Annotated in this window: 25 protein-coding genes; 21 read left to right on the top strand and 4 right to left on the bottom strand. The window is 57.5% G+C overall.

Translation table 11 applies throughout. The annotated features are described in order from the left end of the window. Positions 1–67 precede the first annotated feature (67 nt). The 10 genes from CFII64_RS27995 to CFII64_RS27950 all read left to right on the top strand — a co-directional run bounded on the left by CFII64_RS27995 (position 68) and on the right by CFII64_RS27950 (position 10,317). Entirely contained in the window at positions 68–1,636 is a 1,569-nt protein-coding gene (locus CFII64_RS27995) for a glycosyltransferase family 61 protein (protein ID WP_020294257.1), read from the top strand. After that, positions 1,633–2,031: an FdtA/QdtA family cupin domain-containing protein gene (locus CFII64_RS27990; protein WP_020294256.1), complete on the top strand. Its 399-nt coding sequence runs from the start codon at positions 1,633–1,635 to the stop codon at positions 2,029–2,031. Before CFII64_RS27995 ends, CFII64_RS27990 begins: the two co-directional genes overlap by 4 nt. Continuing rightward, positions 2,028–2,498, top strand: a complete 471-nt coding sequence (locus tag CFII64_RS27985; RefSeq protein ID WP_020294255.1) for an acyltransferase — start codon at positions 2,028–2,030, stop codon at positions 2,496–2,498. The genes CFII64_RS27990 and CFII64_RS27985 overlap by 4 nt, the downstream gene beginning before the upstream one ends. Continuing rightward, the gene (locus CFII64_RS27980; RefSeq protein ID WP_020294254.1) at positions 2,479–3,588 is read left to right on the top strand and encodes a DegT/DnrJ/EryC1/StrS aminotransferase family protein; all 1,110 of its coding nucleotides are present in this window, start codon (positions 2,479–2,481) and stop codon (positions 3,586–3,588) included. The genes CFII64_RS27985 and CFII64_RS27980 overlap by 20 nt, the downstream gene beginning before the upstream one ends. Before the next feature lie 277 nt (positions 3,589–3,865). Continuing rightward, positions 3,866–4,414 (top strand): adenylyl-sulfate kinase, encoded by a 549-nt coding sequence (locus tag CFII64_RS27975; protein WP_020294252.1) that lies wholly within the window; start codon positions 3,866–3,868, stop codon positions 4,412–4,414. Next, positions 4,411–5,160, top strand: coding sequence for a class I SAM-dependent methyltransferase (locus CFII64_RS27970; RefSeq protein ID WP_020294251.1), 750 nt, complete (start codon positions 4,411–4,413; stop codon positions 5,158–5,160). Before CFII64_RS27975 ends, CFII64_RS27970 begins: the two co-directional genes overlap by 4 nt. A 5-nt stretch (positions 5,161–5,165) precedes the next feature. Then, positions 5,166–7,481, top strand: coding sequence for a PEP-utilizing enzyme (locus CFII64_RS27965; RefSeq protein ID WP_020294250.1), 2,316 nt, complete (start codon positions 5,166–5,168; stop codon positions 7,479–7,481). After that, positions 7,478–8,098 (top strand): gamma-glutamyl-gamma-aminobutyrate hydrolase, encoded by a 621-nt coding sequence (locus CFII64_RS27960; protein WP_020294249.1) that lies wholly within the window; start codon positions 7,478–7,480, stop codon positions 8,096–8,098. Before CFII64_RS27965 ends, CFII64_RS27960 begins: the two co-directional genes overlap by 4 nt. 12 nt (positions 8,099–8,110) lie before the next feature. Beyond that, a complete protein-coding gene (locus CFII64_RS27955; RefSeq protein ID WP_020294248.1) occupies positions 8,111–8,824 on the top strand; it encodes a phosphocholine cytidylyltransferase family protein in 714 nt (237 codons plus the stop codon). A gap of 419 nt (positions 8,825–9,243) precedes the next feature. Further along, on the top strand, positions 9,244–10,317 hold the full coding sequence (locus CFII64_RS27950) for a CDP-glycerol glycerophosphotransferase family protein (RefSeq protein WP_020294246.1): 1,074 nt from the start codon (positions 9,244–9,246) through the stop codon (positions 10,315–10,317). A gap of 290 nt (positions 10,318–10,607) precedes the next feature. On the opposite strand, the gene CFII64_RS27945 is transcribed toward CFII64_RS27950, so the two are convergent. Next, the gene (locus tag CFII64_RS27945) at positions 10,608–11,489 is read right to left on the bottom strand and encodes a helix-turn-helix domain-containing protein (protein WP_044901792.1); all 882 of its coding nucleotides are present in this window, start codon (positions 11,487–11,489) and stop codon (positions 10,608–10,610) included. Positions 11,490–11,693: 204 nt separating this feature from the next. Here CFII64_RS27945 and CFII64_RS27940 point away from each other — a divergent pair, with 204 nt between their 5' ends. From CFII64_RS27940 to CFII64_RS27920, 5 genes are read left to right on the top strand one after another with little or no spacing between them, the layout of a single operon-like run. Next, positions 11,694–12,521, top strand: a complete 828-nt coding sequence (locus CFII64_RS27940) for an SDR family NAD(P)-dependent oxidoreductase (RefSeq protein WP_020294244.1) — start codon at positions 11,694–11,696, stop codon at positions 12,519–12,521. After that, complete coding sequence (locus CFII64_RS27935; RefSeq protein ID WP_020294243.1) at positions 12,518–14,242, top strand: FAD-dependent oxidoreductase; 1,725 nt, start codon at positions 12,518–12,520, stop codon at positions 14,240–14,242. The genes CFII64_RS27940 and CFII64_RS27935 overlap by 4 nt, the downstream gene beginning before the upstream one ends. Continuing rightward, positions 14,239–14,574 carry an NIPSNAP family protein gene (locus CFII64_RS27930; protein WP_020294242.1) on the top strand — a complete coding sequence of 112 codons (336 nt, stop codon included), beginning with the start codon at positions 14,239–14,241 and terminating at the stop codon, positions 14,572–14,574. The genes CFII64_RS27935 and CFII64_RS27930 overlap by 4 nt, the downstream gene beginning before the upstream one ends. A gap of 53 nt (positions 14,575–14,627) precedes the next feature. Beyond that, positions 14,628–15,992, top strand: a complete 1,365-nt coding sequence (locus CFII64_RS27925) for an aromatic acid/H+ symport family MFS transporter (RefSeq protein ID WP_020294241.1) — start codon at positions 14,628–14,630, stop codon at positions 15,990–15,992. Further along, on the top strand, positions 15,989–16,732 hold the full coding sequence (locus CFII64_RS27920; protein WP_020294240.1) for an SDR family NAD(P)-dependent oxidoreductase: 744 nt from the start codon (positions 15,989–15,991) through the stop codon (positions 16,730–16,732). The genes CFII64_RS27925 and CFII64_RS27920 overlap by 4 nt, the downstream gene beginning before the upstream one ends. A 146-nt stretch (positions 16,733–16,878) precedes the next feature. Here the strand turns inward: CFII64_RS27920 and CFII64_RS27915 are convergent, their stop codons facing one another. Further along, positions 16,879–18,297, bottom strand: a complete 1,419-nt coding sequence (locus CFII64_RS27915; RefSeq protein ID WP_020294239.1) for a mannose-1-phosphate guanylyltransferase/mannose-6-phosphate isomerase — start codon at positions 18,295–18,297, stop codon at positions 16,879–16,881. A 262-nt stretch (positions 18,298–18,559) separates the two neighbouring features. Here CFII64_RS27915 and CFII64_RS27910 point away from each other — a divergent pair, with 262 nt between their 5' ends. The 4 genes from CFII64_RS27910 (at position 18,560) to CFII64_RS27895 (ending at position 22,884) form a co-directional block, all read left to right on the top strand. After that, complete coding sequence (locus CFII64_RS27910) at positions 18,560–19,708, top strand: glycosyltransferase family 1 protein (RefSeq protein ID WP_020294238.1); 1,149 nt, start codon at positions 18,560–18,562, stop codon at positions 19,706–19,708. A gap of 209 nt (positions 19,709–19,917) precedes the next feature. Then, positions 19,918–20,814: a DUF4214 domain-containing protein gene (locus CFII64_RS27905; protein WP_020294237.1), complete on the top strand. Its 897-nt coding sequence runs from the start codon at positions 19,918–19,920 to the stop codon at positions 20,812–20,814. Between the two features lie 69 nt (positions 20,815–20,883). Next, positions 20,884–21,909: a DUF4214 domain-containing protein gene (locus CFII64_RS27900; RefSeq protein WP_020294236.1), complete on the top strand. Its 1,026-nt coding sequence runs from the start codon at positions 20,884–20,886 to the stop codon at positions 21,907–21,909. A 69-nt stretch (positions 21,910–21,978) separates the two neighbouring features. Continuing rightward, positions 21,979–22,884 carry a DUF4214 domain-containing protein gene (locus tag CFII64_RS27895; protein WP_020294235.1) on the top strand — a complete coding sequence of 302 codons (906 nt, stop codon included), beginning with the start codon at positions 21,979–21,981 and terminating at the stop codon, positions 22,882–22,884. Positions 22,885–22,928: 44 nt separating this feature from the next. Here the strand turns inward: CFII64_RS27895 and CFII64_RS27890 are convergent, their stop codons facing one another. Next, on the bottom strand, positions 22,929–23,267 hold the full coding sequence (locus tag CFII64_RS27890) for a hypothetical protein (RefSeq protein ID WP_020294234.1): 339 nt from the start codon (positions 23,265–23,267) through the stop codon (positions 22,929–22,931). 245 nt (positions 23,268–23,512) lie between these two features. Here CFII64_RS27890 and CFII64_RS27885 point away from each other — a divergent pair, with 245 nt between their 5' ends. After that, entirely contained in the window at positions 23,513–24,469 is a 957-nt protein-coding gene (locus tag CFII64_RS27885) for a GDP-mannose 4,6-dehydratase (RefSeq protein WP_020294233.1), read from the top strand. A 98-nt stretch (positions 24,470–24,567) separates the two neighbouring features. On the opposite strand, the gene CFII64_RS29105 is transcribed toward CFII64_RS27885, so the two are convergent. Beyond that, the gene (locus tag CFII64_RS29105; RefSeq protein WP_020294232.1) at positions 24,568–25,461 is read right to left on the bottom strand and encodes a DUF4214 domain-containing protein; all 894 of its coding nucleotides are present in this window, start codon (positions 25,459–25,461) and stop codon (positions 24,568–24,570) included. Between the two features lie 265 nt (positions 25,462–25,726). On the opposite strand from CFII64_RS29105, the gene CFII64_RS27875 reads away from it, so the two are divergent. Then, positions 25,727–26,278, top strand: coding sequence for a hypothetical protein (locus CFII64_RS27875; protein ID WP_020294231.1), 552 nt, complete (start codon positions 25,727–25,729; stop codon positions 26,276–26,278). Positions 26,279–26,434 lie beyond the last annotated feature (156 nt).

Below are 26,434 nucleotides of genomic sequence, written 5' to 3'. Positions count from 1 at the left end.
TGGGTGCAGTTGGGTGACTCACGCAGTGCCATCACTGATAATTTGAAAAACGTAGCACGAGGCGGGTATGCGGATGTGGTTCAGGCAAAAAGTACGGGTCTTGATTTTTGGCACCGGCGCCGGCGGTATCAATTACTACAAGAGCTCCCGTGGTAACCACAAGGTCATTGGCTTTCTGGACAATAATCAGCAAAAACAAGGCCAGTCGCTGTTTGGCAAAACCATCTATGCCCCCGAACAACTTGCCCACCTGTCCTACGATAAAATAGTCATTGCCAGTGATTATTACCGCGAAATCAGGGATCAGCTCATCGGCAAGTTTGCCATCAGTGAAAACACGATCAGCGTATATTTCGCCACTCCGGTATCTCGTTCAAGGCTTCAACGTTTGAGGAAGAGCGCTGAACTCCTTGGCTATGAGCGTATTTGCCGGAACCCCGGATGGGTTTCCGATTGGCTATACCGTTTTATGGTGGGCGTCACAACCGATCACATCAAGCGCATGCAAGTGCGTTGGCTGGATGACATGAGTGGCAACAAAGTGCACACTTTTCGCCCGGCCATGGAAAGCCAGGTCCAAGGGCCACGGTACTTGAACCAGCACGTGAAGCCGACCGACATTACCTTGCCGGAAGTGGCGCTCTATCATTTTCGCCATGGGCAAATTCACTCCGTATCCCGCTCGGTCATCCTGCCAGATGAGCAAATAGTCATTGAGCGCGTCATCACTTCCGGGTCAGCCGAAGCTGACTACAGCTGCGCTCACTTACTCCATCATGGCCAAAACTTGGCGCTGGTCCGCACCAGCCAACCCGAACACATTGAAAAAGGGATATTGATTTCGGGCTGCAACGAGCTTAATTATTACCACTGGGTATTGGAGATACTCTCGCAACTGCAGTTTATTGAAGAGCTGCCTGGCCAATACGCCGACTATCCCATTCTAATATCCATGTCCAGCCAAAAGATCCTCTCGATTAAAACCTTGATCGAGAGTTTCGGCATCCAGAGACCCTTTATTTATCTTGCCAGTCTTACCGCTTATAAAGTCGACGATCTACTGCTGCTCAGCGCACCCAACAACCTCATCCCCAATATCAAGGGCACGGCCTGGAACGTAGCTGAAAACAGTTTTGCGCGTCACGAATCCATCATGTTTCTGCGGGAAAAGGCCCTGGCATTGAGCCGACGCACAACCCAGAATGCGCTACCCAAGCGGGTGTTCCTGGCCAGAAAAGGCTTTCTGAGAAATTATAATCAGGTGGAAATAATGGCGCAGTGTGAGGCTCATGATTTCGTCAGTGTTTACATGGAAGATCATGATGTCAGTCAACAGATAGCTATCATGGCGAACGCTGAAATAATCGTTGGCCCGACAGGTGCCGCCTGGACCAACATTATATTTGCTTCAGCAGGGGCGAAGGCATTGTGCTGGATGGCTCAAGAGTGGGGGGCGTTATCCTGTTACTCGAACCTGGCCGCCATTGTTGGCGTAGAGATGGACTACATTCCCTATCAAGCCGGGACCTCTGACTCCAGAGAGCTCTACTACGCCCCCTATTCCATTGATGCCAATACCGTCACGACCTGGTTGCAGCGTCATTTACCTGTAACGGCTGTCAGGGAAAGTCTATGAATATCCAGTTTCTGCAACTGCAAACTCATGGCGACGACCGTGGCTCGCTGATTGCCTTGGAGGAAGGTAAGAACATTCCTTTTTCCGTCAAGCGTGTCTACTACATGTTCGATACCCGTGAAGGTGTTCGCCGGGGCTTCCATGCGCACAGGACCCTCAAGCAAGTGGCCGTCGCTGTGCGCGGCTCTTGCCGCTTTATGCTGGACGATGGTCGGGAGAAAATCGACATCAGGCTGGATCATCCCCATCAGGGGCTTCTGATCGAATCTTTTATCTGGCGCGAAATATACGATTTTTCTGAAGACTGCGTGTTGATGGTGCTGGCCGACCAGCTCTACACCGAGTCGGACTATGTGCGTGACTACGCCAGCTTTTTAACGGAAGTTGCGAAATGATCCATCCCTTGAGCTATGTTCAATCACAGTCCATTGGCGCTGGCACCAAGGTGTGGCAGTTTGTCGTGATCTTGCCAGGAGCGGTGATCGGTAATGATTGCAATATCTGCGCGCACACGTTCATCGAGAACGAGGTCGTCCTCGGTCACCGGGTAACCGTCAAGTCGGGAGTGTATTTGTGGGACGGTCTGACCATTGAAGACGATGTGTTCATTGGCCCGTGCGTAGCGTTCAGCAATGATAAATACCCGCGCTCGAAAGTTTACCCTGACGCATTTGCGCAAACCCTGGTCAAGCGTGGCGCTTCAATCGGCGCCAATGCCACGGTGTTGCCCGGCATTGTTCTGGGAGAAAACTGTATGGTCGGCGCAGGCGCTGTCGTGACTCGTGACGTACCTGATAATGCCGTCGTAGCGGGCAACCCGGCAAGAATTGTGAGGTATATCGATGCACGTTCCTTTCCTTGATTTAAAGGGTATCAATCACGAATATGCCGCTCAGCTGAAAGCGGCCTGTGGTCGGGTGATCGATTCGGGTTGGTACATCGCGGGCGACGAACTGGCTCAGTTCGAGAGTGAATTTTCAGCCTATTGCAACAGCCGCTTTGTGATCGGCGTCGGCAATGGTTTCGATGCGCTTTCATTGGTGCTGCGCGCCTGGAAAGAACAAGGAAAGCTCAGCGCTGGCGATGAAGTGATCGTGCAGAACAACACGTTTATCGCCACGATTTCAGCAATCGTGGAAAACGATCTGGTTCCGGTACTCGTGGATGTTGATCTCGCGACCTATAACCTGGACATGACGGCAGTCGAGGCCGCGCTGAGCGTGAAAACCCGGTTGATCCTGCCGGTGCACCTGTACGGTCAATTGGCGCCTGTGCCGCAAATCATGGCGCTGGCCAGGCAGCATGACCTGTTGGTGCTGGAGGATTGTGCACAAGCACATGGCGCTCAGTTACAGGGAAGCAAGGCAGGCAGTTGGGGGGACGCGGCAGCTTTCAGCTTTTATCCTGGCAAGAACCTCGGTGCTCTGGGGGATGCTGGCGCAGTAACCACCGACGATCCTGAGCTGGCAAAACTGGTGCGCGCATTGGGTAACTATGGCTCCAGCGTCAAATACCGACATGATTTGCCAGGCATCAACAGTCGTCTGGATGAAATCCAGGCGGCCATGTTGCGTGTCAAGCTCAAAGGACTGGACACTGATACCCAGCGTAGACGCCTGATTGCCGAGCGTTATCGGGCGCAGATCGTGAACCCGATCATCAGACTGCCCGCCGTGGCAGAGCCTTGCACACATGTCTGGCATCTGTTTGTCGTTACCTGTCCGTGGCGTGACCTGCTCAAGGCCTGGCTGGCGGAGCGTGGCATCCAGACGATGATCCACTACCCGTTGCCCATCCATCACCACAAGGCCTATCGGCATCTGGCATCGGCCGCGACGGCGCTCAGTGAGTCCCTGCCCCATCAGATCCTGTCGTTGCCTCTATACCCTACGTTGACCGAGGCGGAGCAGGATTACGTCATTGAGTCCATCAATCAGTTTTCGGGGGCATGACCGAATGGAAATTATCGTGACACCGCTACTGAAAATTTCCATTCCGTTGCTCAGCGCAGCGCTTACTTAGCCAGACGCCCGTAACGGTCTTCGAGCGCACGATATAGTCTTCGCCCAGGTAAGCCCCGAATTGCACTTCGATCAAAGACGCCGTGCAGCGGAGCACATTGGCAAACTGCCATCCGAGGCTGATCTCTAAAGAATCAACAATACGTGCCGCTACTATCAGGAACTGTAGGTAACCACCACCTCTAAACCGCAAATGAGCCTAGTCAATATGAACGCTGACGTTACCGGACACGTGATGTGGATTACCGGCCTGTCGGGGGCGGGGAAATCGACATTGGCCCGTGAGCTGGTTGCCCGGCTTCGACACGATGGCCACTCGGTGGTCCTGCTGGACGGCGACGAGCTGCGCGATGTCTTTGGTGCAGCAGCTGCCAACGCACAAAACCATGGCCGTGAGGGTCGACTGGCGCTGGCGATGCAGTACGCTCGCCTGTGCAACGTCATTGCGGCGCAAGGCCACATCATAGTGATCGCCACCATTTCGTTGTTCCGCGAGGTTCATACGTGGAATCGAGCCCATCTACCGGGTTACTTTGAGGTGCACTTGAAGGTGCCCATGGAGGAACTGCGCCGCCGGGACCCCAAGGGTATTTATCGACGCTTTGATGCGGGTGAGTTGCACAATGTTGCCGGGCTCGATTTATCGGTCGATGAGCCGGACGCGGCAGATTGGGTGGTAGCGTTTGACCCTCTGCGCTCCCTACAAACGATCAGTGATGATTTACTGCAGCATTTTTATAAAAGGAAGTGGGCATGAAAACCGAATGGGATTACACCACCCTGGCCGACGCTTATCTGAAACGGCCTGACTACGCCGAGGCCGCGATAGACGCGATGCTCTCGATAGCAGGCGCAGAAAAAGGCGACAGCTTTTGCGATGTCGGCGCAGGTGTCGCCCACCTGACCATCATGCTGGCCAGTCGCGGTCTGGATGTTGTAGCCGTAGAGCCCAATGATGCGATGAGAGCCAATGGCATCCAGCGTACCGCGGACCTTGCCAATGTCAGCTGGCATGAAGGCACCGGTGAAGTCACCGGGCAAGCGGCGAACGCTTTCGACATGGTCACTTTTGGCAGCTCGTTTAATGTCTGCGACCGCCAGCAGGCGCTCAAGGAAACGGCGCGCATTCTGAAACCACGCGGCTGGTTTGCCTGTATGTGGAATCATCGCAATCTTGATGACCCGATTCAGAGCCGGATCGAGGCCATCATCAAGGCGCGGGTAGAGGGTTATGGCTACGGCACGCGACGTGAAGATCAAACGGCGGTAATCGATGCCAGCGCACTGTTCGGTGCGGTTGTTCATCTTGATGCGCGGGTCATTCACGAGCAAAGCATTGCAGAGTGTCTGGAGGCGTGGCGCTCCCATGCGACGCTGGAGCGCCAGGCCGGTGCGCAATTCCATGAGGTGATTAGCGCAATCGATGAGTATCTGCAAAGCCTCGATACGTCCTCGATCCAGATTCCATACTCGACCAATATTTGGGTCGCACAGTTGAGATAAGGCTGATGCCGCTGCATTTCTCCACCAAAGCCGGCACGTTGGTCACCCTGCAAGAATCGCTTGTGTCGGCTCGTATTGCGGCGCTGCTGTCGTTCACCGTGAAGGACTGGCAACTCGGTGGGCAAGCCTGTTTGCGCGATGTCCAGGGCCAGGTGGGAGCGGGTCCGTGGATCGTGCGCTCCAGTTGTCTGCGCGAAGACAGCGCGCAGGGGTCGTGTGCGGGGGCCTTTCTCTCTGTTCCAGGGGTCGATGAAGCCGGGTTGGTATCGGCGGTTGAGCAAGTAATCGCCAGTTATGGCGAGGCACATCCGGCAGATGAGGTCCTGATTCAACCGATGTTGAACAACGTCGTTCGCGCAGGCGTTGCTTTTTCCCACGACCCCAATACCTGTGCGCCCTATCGGCTGGTGAATTGGTCGCAAGGCAGTGACACCGCGTCGGTCACTGGCGGCATGGGCGGGCGACTCTGGCAACAGGCAGCAAACAGCAAAGTGCCGCCACCGCCCGATATAGCCCCCGTGATTACCCTGCTCGAAGAGTTACTGGGGTTGTTCGATGGCACACCGGTGGACTGCGAGTTCGCCGTCACGCGTGAGGCCGGAGACGACGTATTGTGGCTGCTACAGGCCCGGCAGTTGATTTTGTCGGCGCCTGCGCAGTCCCCGGCAACACAGGCCGCTCGCCTGGACAGTATCCAGCGCAAAGTGGCCAGGGGCATGCAGCCGCACCCCTTCCTGATGGGCCAGCGCACTGTCTATGGCGTGATGCCGGACTGGAATCCAGCCGAGATTATCGGCATCCGTCCCAAACCGCTGGCACTCTCGCTGTACCGTGATTTGGTCACTGACTCGATCTGGGCTTACCAGCGCCACAATTATGGCTACCGCAACTTGCGTAGCTTCCCGTTGATGCCGCACTTCTTCGGGTTGCCGTACATTGATGTACGCCTGTCATTCAACTCTTTCATTCCGGCAGACCTCGATGAGGGACTGGCCGGACGGCTGGTCGATTACTATATCGATCGGCTGTTGGCCGAACCGACATTGCACGACAAGGTGGAGTTCGAGATTGTTTTTTCGTGCTACACACTGGATTTGTCGCAGCGACTGGAGCGTCTGGCCAGCGCCGGCTTCCTGGAGCATGAGCTAGAAGCCATCAGCACCAGTTTGCGCAAGTTGACCAATCGCATCGTTCATCCCAAGGATGGCTTATGGCGCGCGGATGCCAATAAGCTCGACATGCTGAGTGCGCGACGTGAAGAACTGCTCGCCTCCAATGCCGACCCGCTGGAGCGGATCTACTGGCTGCTGGAGGATGCAAAGCGCTACGGCACGCTGCCCTTCGCGGGCCTGGCACGTGCCGGCTTCGTCGCGGTGCAAATGCTCAGGTCCCTGGTGACTGTAGGCGTGTTTTCCGAGGCCGACTACGATGGTTTCATGGCCGGCGTCTCCACCGTCAGCGGCCAGTTGGCACGTGACCGGGCGACCCTGGACAAGACCACTTTTCTCGCGCGCTACGGACACTTGCGGCCGGGCACCTACGACATCCTGTCGCCTCGATACGATGAAGCACCGGAACTCTACTTCGACTGGACTCAGCGCCCGGCCGTCCCCGAGCCGGCAAAACCGTTTTCGCTGACCCTTCCGCAGATGCGCGCAATCGTCAAGCAACTGGAAGAGCACGGCCTGCAACCTGATCCGGTCGGTTTGCTGGACTTCCTGCAGGCCGGAATCGAACTGCGCGAGCTCGCCAAGTTTCACTTCACCCGCAATCTCTCGGATGCCCTGGCTTTAATCGTCGAAGTGGGCGCTCAGCACGGCATTGGCCGCGAAGAGCTGGCCTATTGCGACATCAGTGTATTCAAGGAGCTACACGTTGCCGCAGTCGACCCCAAGGATGTGCTGTTGCGCAGCATTGAGCAGGGCAAGGCTCGCTACGAAGAAACGCTGAAGATATCGCTGCCGCCGGTCATTACCCGACCCGAGGATGTCTGGTCCTTCGAATGGCCGGAAACAGCCCCCAACTTCATCACCCAGAAACAGGTAACTGCCCCCGTGGCCGGCAGTGATGACCGAGAGCGGTTGGCGGGGGCGATTGTCTGCATTCCCAATGCGGACCCGGGGTTTGACTGGTTGTTTGCCTATCCGATTGCCGGGCTGATAACGGCCTGGGGCGGCGCCAACTCACACATGGCCATTCGTGCCGGCGAACTGGGTCTGCCGGCAGTCATCGGTGCCGGTGAAGTGCTCTATCGCCGCTGGTCAACGGCGCAGCGCCTGCATGTGAACTGCTCCGGGCGCTGGGTGGAGATACTGTCGTGAAGATTGTGGCCGTAAGCCAGCGTGTGGACGTATTTCCTGAGCGAGATGAAAGCCGTGACGCGCTCGACCAGCGCCTGATCACGTTTCTGCTAAGCGCCGGCCTTTTACCAGTGCCGGTGTCCAACGTATTGGCCCTGCAAACACTCGACGGCGAGCAGCCTGATGATGCCCTGCATGAGTGGCTGAACGCGCTAGCGCCGCAGGCGATTGTGCTTTCGGGAGGCAACGACGTCGGCCAGTGCCGCACACGTGACCTGACCGAAACCCGTTTGCTTGACCATGCACGCTCCCACTGTCTGCCAGTACTCGGTATTTGTCGGGGCATGCAGATGATCGCGCAGTGCGCAGGCGGCGAGCTAAAACCGGTTACAGGTCATGTCCGGACGCGGCATAAAGTGTCCGGGCAAATAATTGCCGACGTGAACAGCTATCACGGTTTTTCTCTGGCCGCTTGCCCAGAAGAATTTGCGGTTCTGGCGCGTAGTGAAGATGGCGAAATAGAAGCCATCCGACACCTCAGCCTGCCCTGGGAAGGCTGGATGTGGCATCCCGAACGCGAAGAGGCTTTTGCCGCACACGACGTTCATCGATTGAAGCAGTTGTTCGATATTTCATGAGGTAAAACTGTTGTGAAAGCCATTATTCTGGCTGCCGGCCGTGGCAGCCGCATGAAAAGCCTTACTGACGAACGTCCAAAATGCCTGGTCGAGTTACGCGGCAAGACGCTGCTGGAGTGGCAACTTGCGGCGCTGCGCGGTGCAGGTATTTCCGAGATCGCCATCGTCACGGGCTACAAGCGCGAGTTGCTGGCAGACCAAGGGCTGGTTGAATTCCATAACGCCCGCTGGGCAGACACTAATATGGTGTCGTCATTGGCGTGTGCCGACAGTTGGCTACAGGCGCAACCATGCATCGTCAGCTATTCCGATATTTTCTACAGCCCGGCAGCGGTTCTGTTGCTTATGGCGAGCAAGGCTGCCCTGGCGGTGACGTATGACCCGAACTGGCTGGAGCTGTGGACAGAGCGTTTCGGCAATCCATTACTGGATGCCGAAACCTTTCGCCTGACACCAGCCAACACGTTGGCCGAAATCGGCAACAAGCCCACATCTGTCAACGATATTCAGGGCCAATACATGGGGCTATTGCGCCTCACACCCGACAGTTGGGCAGAAATAGTCCGGCTTCGCTCAGCGTTAACTCCGGCGCAGTGTGACAAAGTGCATATGACCAACACCCTTCAGCAGGTCATTGATGCGGGTAAGATCCCGATACACGCCCTTGCGTATTCAGAAGAATGGGGAGAGGTAGATTCTTCTGAAGATCTTTTTCTCTATCAGTAGCGCGTAGGCCTTCCAGCACGCATTTCGGGGGACAGGGCGATAAGCGCCTGGGTGGACATGCCATAGGTTTCATCGAGACTGATCTCTTTCACGCCCCAGCGATGATGATCATCGCCTGCCCGCCTCTACTTCTTATTCGTGTCGATGGCAAATAGTGACGATCAGCGCACAAGGCCATGATTGGCAATGCCTACAGAGCGGTTTGCACTATTTTATATTTTCTTGATCCGCCTTCATTTAGACCCAGGCCCGCCGATAACTGGATTTGAGTGCCGGAGTGGATAAAAATCTGACCCTCTCGGCCCAGACCGCGATGCCGCTGAGCCAGCAGATTTTGTCGCTACCGCTCTATCACACCCTCAGCGACGCCGAGCAACTCATCTGATCACGACGCTGAATGCATTCAACGGGGCAACAAAATGAGCGTACAGGCACTGCTTGCCAGGGACTTCAGGCCCATCGCCTTCATGGTCCATGTCGCCGAGATGTTCAATCACTATCAACCGATATGGCGGTTGCTGGGCGAAGACAGCTTCGACATCGTGATCCACGGCACCCATGAAGAGCGCGCCAAAAGCCGAGCCCTGGCCGACGCCTTGGGTTACCGCTGGTTCGAGAGCGTGAGCATCCTCAATACCGGGCATCGCTACGACATCGTGGTTTCCAACGTGAGCATGTACGATCACGGCGATCAGCCGCTGATCAAGGCACTGGGCAATATTCAGGTGCGCTTCATGTACGCCTTGGGCGCGGCCAAACACAACTTCGCTGCCTGGAACAGCCACTACGACCTGATCCTCTGCTTCGGGCCCTGGGAGCCCAAGCAATTGAAAGCGTGCTGCGATGCCGTGACCTTCCAGATGGGTTACCCGCGTTACGACGAATACTTCCGCAATCCGCAGCTGCTGGGTGTGAGCCCGCCGGGGCTGAACCTGGATCCGGCGAAGAAAACCGTGCTCTGGCTGCCGAGCTGGCTGGAGTTGTCGTCGATCAGCCGTTTTGCCGACGCGATGGCCGCGCTGTGCAGCGATTACAACGTGATCGTCAAGACTCACCCGCTGTCGGTTGAAGCCGAACCCCACGTGCTGGCGATTCTCGACGATTATGACTTCACGGCAGTGATCGTCACGGTCTATGACAACCTGAACCTGTTCCGCTGTGCCGATTATGTGGTGTGCGACTACGGCGGCACGGCGTTTGGTGCCCTGTACCTGGACAAAAACCTGCTATTGCTGAACGTCCCCGACGCCGAACAGAGCGCTATGACCGGTGAAAGCTCGCCGGATGTGCTGCTGCGCGAAGAGATCATCAATGTCGAAGAGCAAGAGCGCTGGAATCTGCCCGCACTGCTCGCCGATGACACACTTTGGGCGGCCCAGGCCAAAGCACGGCAGCGCCTTCGTCAGCAGTACTTCGTCAACAGCTATGGCTTTTCCGCCGAGATGGCCGTCATGGCTTTGTGCAATGTCGAAACCCTGCTCAAGCAAGGCTAAAAGCCACGACGCTAATCGCCCAGCAAGTGCTCGAAGAACAACCGCGCCGCAATCGACAACCTTTCGCGCGAGCGCACGCACAGGCTCAGGATTCATCTGCTCCCTGGTCTCGGCATGTTTCTGATCGCCCGCAGGCGTGGGCAACTCAAGCGCCGCTTTTTCATGCCGGAATTTGCCTAGGGCACGCTATTAATGCCAGGTCGATAGAGCGGTGCTCAACGCAGAATTGTCTGCAGTCCGTCAGTTGGAGACTGTCGGCTCTTGGGTCACCCACTGATGGATCGCTTTTCTTAATCCTGATGCAGCTGCTCACGAAATTCGCTGGGGCTTAACCGGGTATGTTTTCGGAAGAACCGGCTGAAATAGCCGACGTCGCCGAACCCAAGATGATGGGCGATCTGTTTCACACTCAGGCCTGAATGAGCCAGTTCACGTCGCGCATCCAGGATGATCCGTGCGTTGATCAGGGTCATTGGCGTCATGCCCAACTGTTCTTGGCACAACCGGCTCAGGGTCGCCACCGTGATGCCCTGCTCATCAGCGTAATAGGCCAGTGTGCGATGCTCGCGAAAGTGCATATCCACTTGCTCGCGAAATTGCGTGATCTGCTGGCTTCGGCGCGAAGGCAGGGTGTTGCCTGGGTGAGGTTCGTCCGTGGCATGACGCAGGATCTGAATCATCAAGCCGAGCAGCAGGCTCATGCTGCAGGCAATGTGGTCCTGGGCACGGTTGTGGTACTCCTCACGAAGATTGCGATAGATGCCCAGCAAAGGGTTATCGGCATCGCTCCAGTGCGGCAGTTCGATAACCCTGGGCTTGAGCAACCGGCCCAGCAATGGTGGCGAGAGCATCGCCGCCATACTTTCCAGAGGGTGCTGCACCGCTGTGATCACCAAGCCTTCAACCGCACCATCCCAGTTGAAACCATGGACGATTTGCGCTGGCACGATGATCACACAGGGGGATTGGGCGCGGAGGGTATCGCCATCGAACAGCACGTGTCCGGCACCGCTCTGCAGATACAGAATCTGCAGCAAGCCTTCGTGACGATGGGCAGCAATCTCCCAGTTATGGGCACCGGAACGCAATGAAATCGATTCGACGTGCAGGGCGTCATTCCACACGGGTTGTGCGGCTTCGCCATACAGGGCGTAGTTGGGAATAGCCGTCATCTTTTGGTTTTTATGGGCCTGATGTTGATTGGGATAGTTCTTATTCATGAAGCCTGACTGTGCCACAGGTTCCTGTGAGGCATCAGTGCTTTGTCGGTAAAGTGTAGTGGTTTAGCGGTTTTGTCCCTTCTTGCCGGGCACGCTGCGGCCTAACCTGACTTCAGTTGAAGCGTCGTAAGAACGCGACGCATGCTGGAGAGTTTTATGAATAACAAGAAAACAGGTAATGACTGGCTCGGCTTGACCTCCTCCGTATGTGTTATCACCGGTGCCGCTGGCGGCATTGGGGCGGTTGTGGCACGGGAGCTGGTAATGCAGGGTGCCGCAGTTGTACTGCTGGATCTGGACCTGAAAAAGTGCCGTGAACTGGCTGCGACACTGAGCGAATTCAGCGAAATCCCAGTTGCCGCGTTCGCCTGTGATATCAGCGATCCCGATAGCGTGCGAGGTGCCTGCGAGCAAGTACGAGCCCTGCACGCACGCTGCGATGTGCTGGTCAATAACGCCAGTGTCCTGCGTCCGGCCTCTTTGCAGGACATTACCCTCGAGCAATGGAATCAGGTGCTGTCGGTCAATCTCAGTGGCTACCTGTTATGCACCCAGGCCTTTGGCGAACTGATGCTGACTCAGGGCAGCGGCAGCATCATCAACATCGCTTCGATTGCCGCCCATTCGCCGCAGCCCTGGAGTGGCGCCTACAGCACTGCCAAGGCCGGCGTGGCGATGCTGTCCCGACAGTTTGCGGTGGAGTGGGGCGACCGCGGCGTGCGCAGTAATGCAATCTGCCCGGGCCTGATCCGAACGCCATTGTCCGCCGCGTTCTACGCCGATGCGGCGATCGAGCAGCAGCGCAGCGCGATGACCGCCAGCGGTCGAATTGGTGAGCCGCTGGACATCGCAAATGCCGTCCTGTTCTTGGCAAGTACTCGTTCGGACTATGTCAACGGCGCCGAGCTTCTGGTGGATGGCGGGTTTGAAAGCATGCCGATGGCGTTGTTGCCACGGCCCGGCTTTGACAGGAGCCGACCATGAACCGTGTCTGCGATGTGCTTGTTATCGGTTCGGGGGCTGGCGGCCTGAGCACCGCGATTACTGCGAAAAAAGCCGGGCTGGATGTGATCGTCATCGAGAAAGCGGATTGTTTCGGTGGCACCACCGCGTTTTCCGGTGGAGTGCTGTGGATCCCGAACAACCCGTTGGGCGACGCCCGCAACGGCGTCGACAGCCTGGCGCTCGCACGGACTTATCTGCGCGACCAGGCTGGCGAGCATTATGACGAACAGGCCGTGGATGCCTTCCTCGAACACGGCCCGAAAATGCTTGAATTCTTCGAGCGTGAAACCGTCGTCAAGTTTGTCCCCACCCTATATCCCGATTATCACCCGGACGCACCGGGCGGGCTGGACATCGGACGATCAATCCTCGCCGCCCCCTTCGACATCCGCCAGTTAGGGGCGGACATGGCGCGCTTGCGCCCGCCACTCAAGACCATCACCTTCATTGGGATGATGTTCAATTCGTCCAACGCAGACCTCAAGCACTTCTTTAATGCCACCCGTTCGCTGAAGTCTTTCGTCTATGTGGCGAAGCGACTCGCGACCCACATCAAGGAGATGATCCTTTATCGGCGTGGCACGCAGGTGACCAGCGGAAATGCACTGGCGGCGCGACTGGCGAAGTCGGCGCTGGATCTTGGCATACCGATCTTGACCGGCACGGCTGCACGGCAGTTGATCAAGGATCAGCAACGCGTCACAGGCGTCCTCGCCATGACTTCGCAAGGGGAGTGTCGCATCGACGCGCGACGGGCAGTCGTGTTGGCGGGTGGTGGCTTCTCACATGACAAGGAACGTATCAAGCAGGCCTATCCTCATGTGCGGCGAGGTGGCGAACATTTCTCGCCAGTGCCGGACAGCAATACCGGCGATGGTGCGCGCATGGCCGAAGCCGTAGGCGGGCGTGTAGATATTCGGTTACAGGCTGCTGCCGCGTGGATGCCTGTGTCCAAGGTGCCTATCGGAAACGGGCAGTTCACCGCCTTTCCCCATCTACTGGACCGTTACAAGCCCGGCATCATCGGGGTCGATGTGCAGGGCCTTCGATTCACCAATGAATCAGAGTCCTACCACGACGTTGGCGCCGCAATGATCGATAACGACGCTGAGCGCAAGCAGACCTGCATGTGGCTGGTGTGCGATGCCAAGACACTGGGCAAATATGGTCTGGGTTACGCCAAGCCGTCACCGATGCCTCTTGGGGCCTTGATCCGAAATGGCTACCTGCTCAAAGGGCAAACCCTGGCCGAACTGGCCCGGGTGGCAGGGATCGATCCGCAAGGTCTGGAGCGCACAGTGCAAAGCTACAACGAGGGTGCAAGTGTGGGCGAGGATCGCCAATTCGGACGAGGCACTACATCTTTCAACCGCTACTTGGCTGATCCCCAACAGCGACCGAATCCCTGCGTGGCCCCCGTCGGTGCAGGTCCGTATTACGCGGTAAAAGTACTGATGGGCGACCTCGGCACCTTCGACGGGCTGCAAACCAGTCTCACGGGCCAGGTACTGGACCATCAGGACCAGCCGATCGAAGGCTTGTATGCCGTTGGCAACGATCGCGCCAGCATCATGGGGGGCAACTATCCCGGTGCAGGCATCACCCTTGGGCCGATCATGACCTTCAGCTATATCACGGGCCGCCATCTGGCGGAGACGACCTCGGGTGCAGTCAAACGCAAGCGTGAGGAGGTGGCATGATCGCGTCCAAAGCAGTGGTCGACCACCGGATCTACACCATTGTGCCTCGTGGCATGGCGGAATTTCTGGAGGTGTTCGAACGTTTGGCGATGCCCCTGTTGCTGCGGCATTTGGGTCAACCGCTGGCGTTCTACACCAGCAGCATCGGCCCTCTAAACCAAGTGGTGCACTTGTGGGGCTACGACAGTCTGGATGACTTCGAGAAGCGCAGTCTCGCCCGGGATAGCGATCCAGATTTCAACGCCTATCTGCAGGCCACCCGCCATCTGGTGGTCGCCCAGGAAACGCGCATCATCCGCCCCGTGCCCTTTGCGTGCCTGGAGCCGCGCTAAATTCACCACCTCACCAGCGACCCCGAAAACAATAATAATCCGAGGTAGACGCGATGACGCTGCAAAAACCAATCGATGTGCGCGAGTTGATCGACAGTCGGCCGGTAGGACGGTTTCAGAAATGGGTCGTGTTTCTCGGCTTTCTGATCATCGCCCTGGACGGCTTCGATGTCGCAATCATGGGGTTTATCGCCCCTCAATTGAAAATTGATTGGGGGTTAAGCCCCCAAGCCTTGGGGCCGGTGCTTAGCGCTGCATTGATCGGCCTGGCAGTGGGAGCATTGACCGCTGGCCCGCTGGCGGACCGATATGGACGCAAGATTGTATTGCTGTGCAGCGTGGTGCTGTTCGGCGTGCTGACCATGGCGACGGCGTTCGCGCCGGATGTGCAATGGCTTGTGGTCTTGCGATTTCTCACCGGTCTGGGGTTGGGTGCTGCTATGCCCAATTCAAGCATCCTGGTCAGTGAGTACGCGCCACAGCGCAGCCGCTCGTTCCTGATCACGATTGCATTCTGTGGATTCTCTCTTGGCGCAGCCGTGGGAGGCTTTGCCAGTGCCTGGATGATCCCCAACCTGGGGTGGCAGAGCGTGCTGATCATGGGCGGGGTATTGCCGCTGCTGGTGGCGCCGGTGCTCTATTTCAAACTACCGGAGTCGGCGACCTTCCTGGTTGCGCAAAGGGCGGCGCCCGAACGTATTCGCTCAATCATGCGCCAACTGGCACCGGACTGTGTGAATGACCAGACTTCCTTCGTTCTACCCCCGGTCGGCAAACCCACCGAGAGCGCCATTTACGTGGTGTTGTCGCGCGATTATCTATTTGGCACGCTGATGCTGTGGGTCGCATACATCATCGCGCTGTTCATGGTCTACCTGTTCAGCGGCTGGCTGCCCACTCTGGTCAAGGAAAGCAGCCAGTACAGCGTGGCGGATGCCGCTGTCGTCACGGCGATTTTCCAAGTCGGGGGCCCTGCCGGGGCGATCTTCGTTGGCTGGGCGATGGATCGCTGGGGCAAGCGCAATGTGTTGACCTTGGCCTTCCTCGGCTGCGGGTTGTCGATTTTTGCCATTGGCCAGTCCACCGGCCACTTTGCGCTGCTGTGTGTCGTGGCCTGTATCGTGGGCTTTGGGCTTAACGGCGTGAGTGTTGGGATGAATGCATTGGCGGCCAGCTATTACCCGACCCACGCCAGGGCCACCGGCGCTAGCTGGATGAGCGGAATAGGCCGGTTCGGCGCGGTGCTCAGCGCGTTCGCCGGAGCTCTAATGCTCGGGCTGGGCTGGTCCCTGGCAGAAATCTGCATGACCATGCTGGTGCCCGCTGGTATCGCTGCCTTGGCGATTTATTGTCAGTGCCAACACGCGGCACGATCGCCTTCCCCGCAGTTGGCCGCCGACAAAATGGCTTCGTTATGAGCGCCCTTGTGCATGCAGGGCGGGTCGTGGTCATCACGGGAGCCGCGTCGGGAATTGGCGCGGCAACCGCCCACTTATTCGCTGAGCAGGGCGCGTACGTTGTGTTGGGAGACATCGACGAAGCCGCCAGAGAGGTGGCTGCCGAGCTAGCCATGCCCGGTTTATTCGTGCGCACCGACGTCACCCAACCGGACAGCGTAGAACAACTGATGAGCGCAGCAATTGAGCGGTTTAGTAGACTGGACATTCTGGTCGCTAACGCCGGCATCGCCGAAACCAAAAGCCCGATTCACGAACTGGATCTGGTCGCCTGGCAACGGGTGATCGATATCAACTTGACCGGCGTTGCGCTTTGCAACCAATACGCGGCATTGCGAATGCTACAGGGCTCAGGCGGGGTGATCGTCAATATGGCATCCATATTGGCTCATGTCGGCCAAGCCAACAGTCATGCCTATTCAGCATCTAAAGCAGCGGTCGTCAATCTCACTCGCAGCATTGCCTTGACCTATGCCCGCCAGGGTATACGCGCCAATTGCGTGTCGCCGGGGTATATAGAGACGCCACTGCTGAGTCGCCTGCCCGAGCAGGTCATTACCGCGATACTGGAAAAGCAGCCCATCGGTCGTTTGGGGCAGCCCGTTGAGGTCGCGCGCGTCGTGTCATTTTTGGCCAGCGATGCGGCGTCATTGATTACTGGGGCTTGCATCAATGCAGATGGAGGTTATACGGCAGTCTAGCCATTGACGCGCCCTTAACCCAGCAGGTGAAGGTAGGTAAACACCTGGCGGTTTTTATAGAGGCATCAACGACCCCCTTCGCGACCGTTCATGAAAGCCCGCGTACCAGACGCGGGTTTTCAGACGGGATCTGAGCAGTGCAGCTCTTACTTAGCCAGACGCCCGTAACGATCTTCGAAGCGCACGATATCGTCTTCGCCCAGGTAAGCCCCGGATTGCACTTCGATCAGTTCCAACGGCACCTTGCCCGGGTTGGACAGCGAGTGCTTCACGCCCAGCGGGATGTACGTGGACTGATTTTCGGAAAGGATCAGTTCAGCATCGCCACAGATCACCCGCGCCGTGCCGGACACCACGATCCAGTGCTCGGCGCGGTGGTAATGCAGCTGCAATGACAGGCATTCGCCCGGCAAAACGCTGATGCGCTTGACCTGATAACGCTCGCCCTTGTCGACCGTGTCGTAATGGCCCCAGGGGCGATTGACCAGCGGGTGGGTCACGAACTCGGCGCGCTCTTCGGCTTGCAGACGCTTGACCACGTCCTTGACCTGCTGGCTGTCGTGCTTGTTGGCAACCAGCACGGCGTCCTTGGTTTCGATGACGATCAGGTCTTGCAGGCCAACGGTGGCCACCAGCCGGTGATGGGATTGCACCAGGCAGTTATGGGTATCGATCGCCATCACATCGCCTTCGAGACGATTCTTGTTGGCATCATGCGGACCCACATCCCAGATCGCCGCCCAGCTGCCCAGATCGTTCCAGCCGGCATCCAGCGGCACAACCAGACCGGCCGAGGTGTGTTCCATCACCGCGTAATCCACCGACTCATCGGCGCACAGTGCGAATTGTTCGGCCGGAATGTGCATGAAGTGGCTGTCGTTTTCAGCCTGGCTCAGGGCAACCCGGCAGGCGGACAAAATGTCCGGGCGATGCCGGCCCAGTTCTTTCAAGAACACCGAGGCGCGGAACATGAACATGCCGCTGTTCCACAAGTAAACGCCCGAAGACAGATACTCTTCGGCCATGTCCGGCGATGGTTTTTCCTTGAACGCAGCAATGGCAAAACCGCCCTGCTCGATGGCTTCGCCGCACTGGATGTAACCGAAACCGGTCTCGGCGTGGGTCGGCGTGATGCCAAACGTCACCAGACGACCGGCTTCGGCGTAGGACTGCGCCACACGCACAGCGTCGCGGAACGCGTTTTCATCATGGATATGGTGATCGGCGGCCAGCACCAGCAGGATCGGATCGCTGCCATCGGCGGTGGCTTCCAGCGCAGCCAGGGCAATGGCCGGCGCCGTGTTGCGGGCCAACGGCTCAAGAATGATCCGGCGACTTTTCATCTTCGCCACACGCAGCTGTTCGGCGACGATAAAGCGGTGATTTTCGTTGCTCACTACCACCGCAGGCGAATGCTCAAGGCCATCCAGCCGAGCCAGGGTGCGCTGGAACATCGTTCCCTGATCCTGACCGTCGAGGGCAAGAAACTGCTTGGGAAAGCTTTGGCGCGACAGAGGCCACAGACGCGAACCATTACCGCCAGCCAGGATTACAGGGGTGAACATAGAAGCTCCATTCTTGTGCCACGTGGGTGCAGCGAGGGGCGCATTATCCGGGGGCTGTAGGGGGGATGCAATATGGCGTGTTGCTATTAGAACTTCTTGATAGGGGCATCTGTCCGAAGATACCTAAGAACAAAGCGTTTTAACTGACTCACGCTTTGGAAAATGCTTGGAACGCCCGCGCATGTTAGGCTCCGCGCCCTGATTACCTCTCACGCAGCACGCCTGAGTTGTCACGCAATTGCTTGGATCGAGAAAGACAAGAATGGAAATAGGCTTCAGCTGTACCGTCTGGGCAGGCGGTGAACGCGCGGGACATCTGGACGGCATCGGCATTTATTCGCGCGCACTCTGGCAAAGCCTCAACGAAGTGGCCCAAGGCAGTGATACTCGATTCAAGCCTTACGCGTTTGGCAAGCACTTGCCGGCCATGCCGTGTGGCGCGCCACAAGTATTGGCCAAGGACTATCGGATTCACGCCATTCTCAGCGGCGTGCTCAAGCTGCCATTGAGCAACAGCGCAGCCATCAGCCGCGAACTCGACCTGTTTCACGCCACCGATCACCATATCCCGCTGATTCGTGGCGTGCCCACCGTGGCCACGATCATGGACCTGATCCCCTTGTTGCATCCGGAGTGGATCAAACAGGATCTGAAAAGCCTCAAGAGCTGGCTGTTCGCAACCAGCATCCGCCGCGCCGATCACATCATCACAATCTCCGAATACAGCAAACAGGACATGGTCCAGCACCTGGGCATCGAGCCTGAGCGCATCAGCGTCACCCCGCTGGGCGTCGACCCGATCTATTTCGAACGCATCGAAGCTCCCCAGCGCGAGGCGGTTCTGGACAAGCATGGCCTCAAGCCCGGTTTCTTCCTGTTTGTCGGCACCCTGCAACCACGCAAGAATCTGCCGCGCGTGCTGGAAGCTTTCCAGCAATTGCCTGAAGACGTGCGCAAGGCCCATCCGCTGGTGATCGTTGGCCGCGACGGCTGGAGCAATGAAGAATTGCTGCCGCAACTTGAAGCGCTGCAGCAACGTGGCGAAGGCCGCTGGCTCAGCTACTTGCCGCAAAGCGAAGTATTGGCCCTGCTGCAAAGCGCTGGCGCGCTGGTGTTCGCCTCATTGTATGAAGGCTTCGGTTTGCCGGTGATTGAAGCGTTTGCCGCGCAATGCCCGGTGATCGCCTCCAACACCACATCAGTGCCGGAAGTCACCGGCGACGCAGCCTGGTCCGTGGACCCTTCTAGCGCCCAGAGCATCAGCGCGGCAATGCTGAGCGTTCTGGAGCACAGCGATGAACGTGAGCAAAAAATCCAGCGCGGCCTGGCGCGTGCCAAACAGTACACCTGGCAGGCGTGTGCAGAGCAGACGCTTGCGGTGTATCGCAAAGTGTTGGCCAATAAAGGCTAAAGCGTTCTTCTGCAGGTCTGCGCAATGCGGCCTTACAGGAGTTGAAATCGGGTTAGTGCAATCGCCCAGACGAGTTGCCTGACCTGGTTGCAACTAACAAATACGGAACTGAATCGATTTTTCCCCCTCTATAGACGTCCGCAGAGCGGTTGCGGCATCGCCAGATGCCTGCCTTCAATCATTCTCGAATCAAGGAGAAGGAAACTCCCATGTCCAACATTACTTACTCTCGTCCTGCCAGCAGCTACGACATCAACGCCTGGAACAATCTCGCGGTTTCAAGCAGCAGCGTTACCCAATTCCAGCTCACCGATGGCGTGCACACGGTAGATGCCAAAGGCATCTTTGTCTCGAACACCTCCACCGGCCTGGCCGGTAATCTGACCGCCATGACCTGGTCCGAATCCGGCGCGCCGGTGCTCAGCGTTTCCGGGATCAATATCAACGTTCAACAAATGTTGGCCGGCCGTATATCGATTACCGAAAAACTGTTCGACGGCGATGACACCATCATCGGCTCGTACGGCAACGACGGTTTTGCCACGGGCGCCGGTAACGACAACATTGATGGTCGCGGCGGCGTGGATACGGTTTTTTACGCAGGCACCAAAAGCAACGTCAGCGTGGTCAATAACGGCTCAAGCTTCACCGTCAAAGCCAATGGCAAGGTCGACACACTGACCAACGTAGAACGTGTGGGCATGGGCGACGGTTCGGTGCTGGCACTGGACGTGAAGGCCGGTGAGAACACCGGTTCCGCGTATCGCCTGTATCAGGCGGCATTTGATCGCAAGCCGGATGCGGCAGGTTTGAAATTCTGGACCGGAGCGCTGGATTCAGGCGCCAGCGCGACCCAGGTGGCTCAGGGTTTCGTGTCCAGCAAGGAATTCCAGACGCTTAATCCAGGCACTGACCCGACGTCGCTGGTCAACAGCTACTACCAGCACGTTCTGCATCGTCCCGCTGATGCGGCCGGGCTGGCGTTCTGGAGTGATGCCATGAACCACGGCACGACGTCCGCCCAGTTGCTGGTCTCGTTTTCCGAAAGCCAGGAAAACATCAACAACACGGCCGCCGACCTGAACAATGGCGTCTGGCTGGTCTGATCCGCTTGCGCTGAGCTGCATCGCAAGGCCTGTGCCTTGCGATGCAGCTCTATATTTAGGGAAGAATAAATGGCCACCTTGAAACTCTATCAACCCATCAACATGAACACGCTTCAGGCATGGGATGGCGAGTTCACTATCGTCAACTCTGCCCAGATACGGGTCACCGACGGCGTTAAAACCCAGGATTACCTGGGTAACTTCCAGTTCAGTGCCGACTGGCTGAGCGGTGGCACGCTAACGTCCACCATCGCCTATCAGAACGGCCTTTATTACGCGATTACCGGTTTAAACGTCGACGCAATGACCGTCGAGCGCTATATCGATAATTTCGACTTCAATGGCGCACTCAATGAAGTGCTCAAAGGCAACGATACGGTCATCGGATCTTCGGGCAACGACCTGATAAAAAGTGCCGGCGGCAACGACACAATCGATGGCGGCAGTGGCGTGGATACCGTTTTCTACGCAGGCACTAAAAGCAACGTCAGCGTGGTCAATAACGGCTCAAGCTTCACCGTCAAAGCCAACGGCAAAGTCGACACACTGACCAACGTCGAGCGTGTGGGCATGGGCGACGGTTCGGTGCTGGCACTGGACGTGAAGGCCGGTGAGAACACCGGTTCCGCGTATCGCCTGTATCAGGCGGCATTTGATCGCAAGCCGGATGCGGCAGGTTTGAAATTCTGGACCGGAGCGCTGGATTCAGGCGCCCTGGACGTGAAGGCCGGTGAGAACACCGGTTCTGCCTATCGCCTGTATCAGGCAGCGTTTGATCGCAAGCCGGATGCGGCAGGCTTGAAATTCTGGACAGGAGCGCTGGATTCGGGCGCGAGCGCGACCCAGGTGGCTCAGGGTTTCGTGTCCAGCAAGGAATTCCAGACGCTTAATCCAGGCACTGACCCGACGTCGCTGGTCAACAGCTACTACCAGCACGTTCTGCATCGTCCCGCTGATGCGGCCGGGCTGGCGTTCTGGAGTGATGCCATGAACCACGGCACGACGTCCGCCCAGTTGCTGGTCTCGTTTTCCGAAAGCCAGGAAAACATCAACAACACGGCCGCCGACCTGAACAATGGCGTCTGGCTGGTCTGATCCGCTTGCGCTGAGCTGCATCGCAAGGCCTGTGCCTTGCGATGCAGCTCTATATTTAGGGAAGAATAAATGGCCACCTTGAAACTCTATCAACCCATCAACATGAACACGCTTCAGGCATGGGATGGCGAGTTCACTATCGTCAACTCTGCCCAGATACGGGTCACCGACGGCGTTAAAACCCAGGATTACCTGGGTAACTTCCAGTTCAGTGCCGACTGGCTGAGCGGTGGCACGCTAACGTCCACCATCGCCTATCAGAACGGCCTTTATTACGCGATTACCGGTTTAAACGTCGACGCAATGACCGTCGAGCGCTATATCGATAATTTCGACTTCAATGGCGCACTCAATGAAGTGCTCAAAGGCAACGATACGGTCATCGGATCTTCGGGCAACGACCTGATAAAAAGTGCCGGCGGCAACGACACAATCGATGGCGGCAGTGGCGTGGATACCGTTTTCTACGCAGGCACTAAAAGCAACGTCAGCGTGGTCAATAACGGCTCAAGCTTCACCGTCAAAGCCAACGGCAAAGTCGACACACTGACCAACGTCGAGCGTGTGGGCATGGGCGACGGTTCGGTGCTGGCACTGGACGTGAAGGCCGGTGAGAACACCGGTTCTGCCTATCGCCTGTATCAGGCAGCGTTTGATCGCAAGCCGGATGCGGCAGGCTTGAAATTCTGGACAGGAGCGCTGGATTCGGGCGCGAGCGCGACCCAGGTGGCTCAGGGTTTCGTGTCCAGCAAGGAATTCCAGACGCTTAATCCAGGCACTGACCCGACGTCGCTGGTCAACAGCTACTACCAACACGTTCTGCATCGTCCGGCTGATGCGCCCGGGCTGGCGTTCTGGAGCGATGCCATGAACCACGGCACGACGTCCGCCCAGGTGCTGGTCTCGTTTTCCGAAAGTAAGGAGAACATCAACAACACGGCTGCCGACCTGAACAATGGCGTCTGGTTGGTCTAGACACGTTCATGGAGCGCGCCGTCTGAACTGCGCGCTCCAGCGGCTTACTCTTCGGTTGCTGCCTGGCAACCGAGCAAGTCGTCATCATCGATCGAGAATTTTTCCGATGCGCTGATTTGCTGATTTTTTACAATGCACTCGTCTTCGTCTTCATCGACCAGACGTACATCCCACTTGCCAGCGGTTACACCGGTCAACGTCAACGTCATCCCTGGCTTGAGCACTTTCTTACCCAAGTGATCGTCGCCCCAATCATCCTGGCTCGAGGGTGCGAAATAAATTTCATGGATTTCCCACGACGATTTGTTTTCGATGTTGATTGTCGCAGCGACAGCATGCGCTGCAAAAAGCGAGAGGCCAGCAGCGGCAAGAATTCTTTTCATAGGGGGCTCGATGAAACATCGTGGATGATATTGAAATGCCACAATGATTCCCGGCAACAGGGCCGTCAACTGTCAAATGAAAATATAGTTACGGATGATTCGAACGCTATTTTTTGTACATAAGGTTGAGCCTCGCGGTCTGACCGATCACACGGCCACGATGCGGCCGTATCAGCATTCGGCTGCAACGGCGGCGCCTGTTAAACTCGCCCGCTTGCGCCCATGCACTTAAGGAAGCTGCGACCATGCAACGCATTCTCATCACAGGCGCCAACGGTTTCGTTGGGCAGATTTTGTGCAAGATCCTGCAAGAGGCCGGGCATCACGTCATTGCGTTGGTCGGGGCGACTTCTCCACTACCCAAGCATGCCAACCAGACCCTGCAGTGCGACATCCGTGACGCCCAAGGCCTGGAACTCGCCATTGCCGAAGCCGCGCCCACACATGTGGTGCATCTGGCGGCCATCACCCATGTGCCGACCAGTTTCAAAGAGCCGCTGCTGACCTGGCAAACCAACGTCATGGGCAGCGTCAACCTGCTGCAAGCCTTGCAGCGTCACGCCCCGAAAGCCTTTGTGCTGTTTGTCAGCTCTTCGGAAGTCTACGGCGCCAGCTTCAAGCAAGGCATCCCGCTGACCGAAAACACCCTGTGCCAGCCAATGAACCCTTACGCCGCCAGCAAACTGGCCGCCGAGGCCGCCTTTCAGGAGTATTTCCGCCAAGGCATGCCGGGGGTCATCGTGCGACCTTTCAACCACATCGGCCCAGGCCAGTCAGCGGACTTCGTGACAGCCTCGTTCGCGCGCCAGATCGCCTTGATCGAAGCCGGTCAGCAAGCGCCGCAGCTCAAAGTCGGCAACTTGCAGGCTGAACGCGACTTTCTCGATGTACGCGACGTGTGCGGCGCCTACATCAAATTGCTGGAACTGGCCGATAAACCCGCGACCTATCCGCGCTGCTTCAACATCTGCAGCGGCCAGCCGCGCAAAATCCAGACCATGCTCGATACCCTGCTGGAACTGACCGGCAAGACCATCGAAGTCGTAGAAGATCCCGAGCGCATGCGCCCTTCCGACATCCCCAGCGCCAGCGGCAACAGCGACGCCATCCGCCAGACCACCGGCTGGCAACCGGCCTTCGCCCTGCAAGACACACTCAATGACTTACTCATCGACTGGCGTGATCAGGTGAGTAAAGGCTGAGGGTTTAAGGCGCGATTCGTAGGACTGGCTTTAGCCGGGAGAGCGTGCTCCCGGCTAAAGCCAGTTCTACACAATAACGCGGTCGCGAACAGGCCGACCTACATCCAGATCCCGTCTTTCAAAGCGCCAGCCGTGCCGTTGACGTTCTCGGTGCTTTCGGAAAAAGCCGCCAGTATTTCATGAGGCCGCAGGCCATTGGCGGCGGCCGTGCTCCAGTACTGTAAACCGGCGGCATCGGGCGCACGGTGCAAGACGTGCAGGTAAAAGTTGTTGATCAGCGCCGTGGAATCATTGGTCGGGTTCAGCGCCTTGAACTCGGTGCTATTGACCACGCCTTGTGCGACCTGGGTCAGGCTGGCACCTGCATCCATTTGCTTGATCCAGTACTTGAGGCCCGACAGGTCGGGTTTGCGATCAAATGCCGCCTGGTAGATACGATAAGCGGAGCCGGCGTTTTCACCGGGCTTCACGTCCAGCGCCAGCACCGACCCGTCACCCAGGGCAATACGCTCGATACCGCTCAAGGTGTCCACCTTGCCAAACGTGCTGACCTTATAACCGCTGCCACTGGCGCTAACCGTCACCTGGCTGCGCCCGCCATCGTAAGCCGCTGTGTCCACGCCCAAACCGCCGACAAACGTGTCGTTGCCGGTATAGCCATAGAAAACGTCATTGTCATAGGAGCCAATGATCGTGTCGTTGCCTTTCAAAACCTCCGCCAAGATACCGGCTGGAGTGGAATTGAGTGCCTTTAAAAAATTGAGGTTCAGCCCGGAAATACTGACCACCGGCGCGCCGCTTTGCGACCAGACAAATCCGGTCACCAGGCCGCTGGTGACGCCGGTGGAGTTGTCGGCAAAGAAGCCGTAGACATCCGTGGCATGAAAGCCGTCCGTTATCTGAAAGTGCGACGAAGTCAGTATCGAGCGATACCCTCCCCAGTCTGCCAAGTCATAACTGTCTTGCGGGCGATGGAAAGTCAGCGTCGTCATGGAGGGTCCTTCTCCTTATGTTTTGAAGGGCCATCATGCGCCGAAAACAGTGCATCTGCCTGCCTGGCGTTAATGTTGTGGGAGCAAGCTTGCTCGCAAAGGCCATCTCCCGATCAACCAATAAGCATCGGATCTCCCACAATGGAAGTGTCATGGGCTGCGTGCCTTTCTGAACGCCCAGCCTTGATAACTGCTGCACCAGCGGCCATCTAACAGGGACGTTGGCCTTTTTGTTCAGGCTGCGCACTGAATCTGGAGTGTATGAGTGAGTACCGAATCTGCTACGCCGGCGCCGATGGACCTCAAGCGTGTGACCACCGAAATGCATGACCTCCAGGACCGCCTGCAACTGACGGGCGAGCTGGCGTCGGGCGGGACTGTGGTGTTCTGGTTGACCCAGCGTCTGGTCAAGCGTTTGGTGCCGCATCTGTTGAGCTGGTTGCAACCGGCTGCCACAGGCGGCGTGACTGCCGCTGCACCGCTGCCGGATTACCACGCCGATGCGCTCCAGAGCTTCGCCCAACAAGCCGCCATCGCCCAGTTGCCCGAACAACTGCCCGTGCAGGCTGCGCAGCAGGACAGCACCTTGCTGATCGACGCGATTGATGTGGCCCGCACCCCGGAAATCATCGCCCTGACGTTCAAGGTCGGCGAACAGAAAGCCACGCTGCTCATGGCCCAGCAACCGCTGCGGCAATGGCTGGCCGTCCTCCACGACCAATGCCGCCAGGGTGAATGGGCGCTGGATATCTGGCCGGACTGGATCATCGACAGCGCGCCAGGCGAAAGCCAGCCGGTGCGCACCACAGTGCATTGATCGCCATCCCGTTGGAGCGAGGCTTGCCCGCGAAAAAGCCGGTACATCCGATGGATTTTTCGCGTCTGGCACGCCGCTTTCGCGAGCAAGCTCGGCTCCCACAGGGTTGTGCTGCCCAAACCATCGCCTTTCCGGATAAATCCGTCCCACTGTGAC

This window comes from Pseudomonas sp. CFII64, from assembly GCF_000416235.1.
Lineage (GTDB): Bacteria > Pseudomonadota > Gammaproteobacteria > Pseudomonadales > Pseudomonadaceae > Aquipseudomonas.
Note: the sequence above shows the minus strand (reverse complement) of the source record. Positions and strands in the feature narration are given on the sequence as shown.

What these genes read in the sequence shown, in the direction of transcription:
- CFII64_RS27905 (WP_020294237.1), top strand. Translation starts at nt 19,918, where the DNA reads ATGTCCAACATTACTTACTCTCGTCCTGCCAGCAGCTACGACATCAAC.
- CFII64_RS27975 (WP_020294252.1), top strand. Translation starts at nt 3,866, where the DNA reads ATGAACGCTGACGTTACCGGACACGTGATGTGGATTACCGGCCTGTCG.
- CFII64_RS27915 (WP_020294239.1), bottom strand. Translation starts at nt 18,297, where the DNA reads ATGTTCACCCCTGTAATCCTGGCTGGCGGTAATGGTTCGCGTCTGTGG.
- CFII64_RS27965 (WP_020294250.1), top strand. Translation starts at nt 5,166, where the DNA reads ATGCCGCTGCATTTCTCCACCAAAGCCGGCACGTTGGTCACCCTGCAA.
- CFII64_RS27940 (WP_020294244.1), top strand. Translation starts at nt 11,694, where the DNA reads ATGAATAACAAGAAAACAGGTAATGACTGGCTCGGCTTGACCTCCTCC.
- CFII64_RS27890 (WP_020294234.1), bottom strand. Translation starts at nt 23,267, where the DNA reads ATGAAAAGAATTCTTGCCGCTGCTGGCCTCTCGCTTTTTGCAGCGCAT.
- CFII64_RS29105 (WP_020294232.1), bottom strand. Translation starts at nt 25,461, where the DNA reads ATGACGACGCTGACTTTCCATCGCCCGCAAGACAGTTATGACTTGGCA.
- CFII64_RS27930 (WP_020294242.1), top strand. Translation starts at nt 14,239, where the DNA reads ATGATCGCGTCCAAAGCAGTGGTCGACCACCGGATCTACACCATTGTG.
- CFII64_RS27925 (WP_020294241.1), top strand. Translation starts at nt 14,628, where the DNA reads ATGACGCTGCAAAAACCAATCGATGTGCGCGAGTTGATCGACAGTCGG.
- CFII64_RS27950 (WP_020294246.1), top strand. Translation starts at nt 9,244, where the DNA reads ATGAGCGTACAGGCACTGCTTGCCAGGGACTTCAGGCCCATCGCCTTC.
- CFII64_RS27910 (WP_020294238.1), top strand. Translation starts at nt 18,560, where the DNA reads ATGGAAATAGGCTTCAGCTGTACCGTCTGGGCAGGCGGTGAACGCGCG.
- CFII64_RS27980 (WP_020294254.1), top strand. Translation starts at nt 2,479, where the DNA reads ATGCACGTTCCTTTCCTTGATTTAAAGGGTATCAATCACGAATATGCC.
- CFII64_RS27990 (WP_020294256.1), top strand. Translation starts at nt 1,633, where the DNA reads ATGAATATCCAGTTTCTGCAACTGCAAACTCATGGCGACGACCGTGGC.
- CFII64_RS27935 (WP_020294243.1), top strand. Translation starts at nt 12,518, where the DNA reads ATGAACCGTGTCTGCGATGTGCTTGTTATCGGTTCGGGGGCTGGCGGC.
- CFII64_RS27900 (WP_020294236.1), top strand. Translation starts at nt 20,884, where the DNA reads ATGGCCACCTTGAAACTCTATCAACCCATCAACATGAACACGCTTCAG.
- CFII64_RS27995 (WP_020294257.1), top strand. Translation starts at nt 68, where the DNA reads ATGCGGATGTGGTTCAGGCAAAAAGTACGGGTCTTGATTTTTGGCACC.
- CFII64_RS27945 (WP_044901792.1), bottom strand. Translation starts at nt 11,489, where the DNA reads ATGACGGCTATTCCCAACTACGCCCTGTATGGCGAAGCCGCACAACCC.
- CFII64_RS27895 (WP_020294235.1), top strand. Translation starts at nt 21,979, where the DNA reads ATGGCCACCTTGAAACTCTATCAACCCATCAACATGAACACGCTTCAG.
- CFII64_RS27970 (WP_020294251.1), top strand. Translation starts at nt 4,411, where the DNA reads ATGAAAACCGAATGGGATTACACCACCCTGGCCGACGCTTATCTGAAA.
- CFII64_RS27885 (WP_020294233.1), top strand. Translation starts at nt 23,513, where the DNA reads ATGCAACGCATTCTCATCACAGGCGCCAACGGTTTCGTTGGGCAGATT.
- CFII64_RS27920 (WP_020294240.1), top strand. Translation starts at nt 15,989, where the DNA reads ATGAGCGCCCTTGTGCATGCAGGGCGGGTCGTGGTCATCACGGGAGCC.
- CFII64_RS27985 (WP_020294255.1), top strand. Translation starts at nt 2,028, where the DNA reads ATGATCCATCCCTTGAGCTATGTTCAATCACAGTCCATTGGCGCTGGC.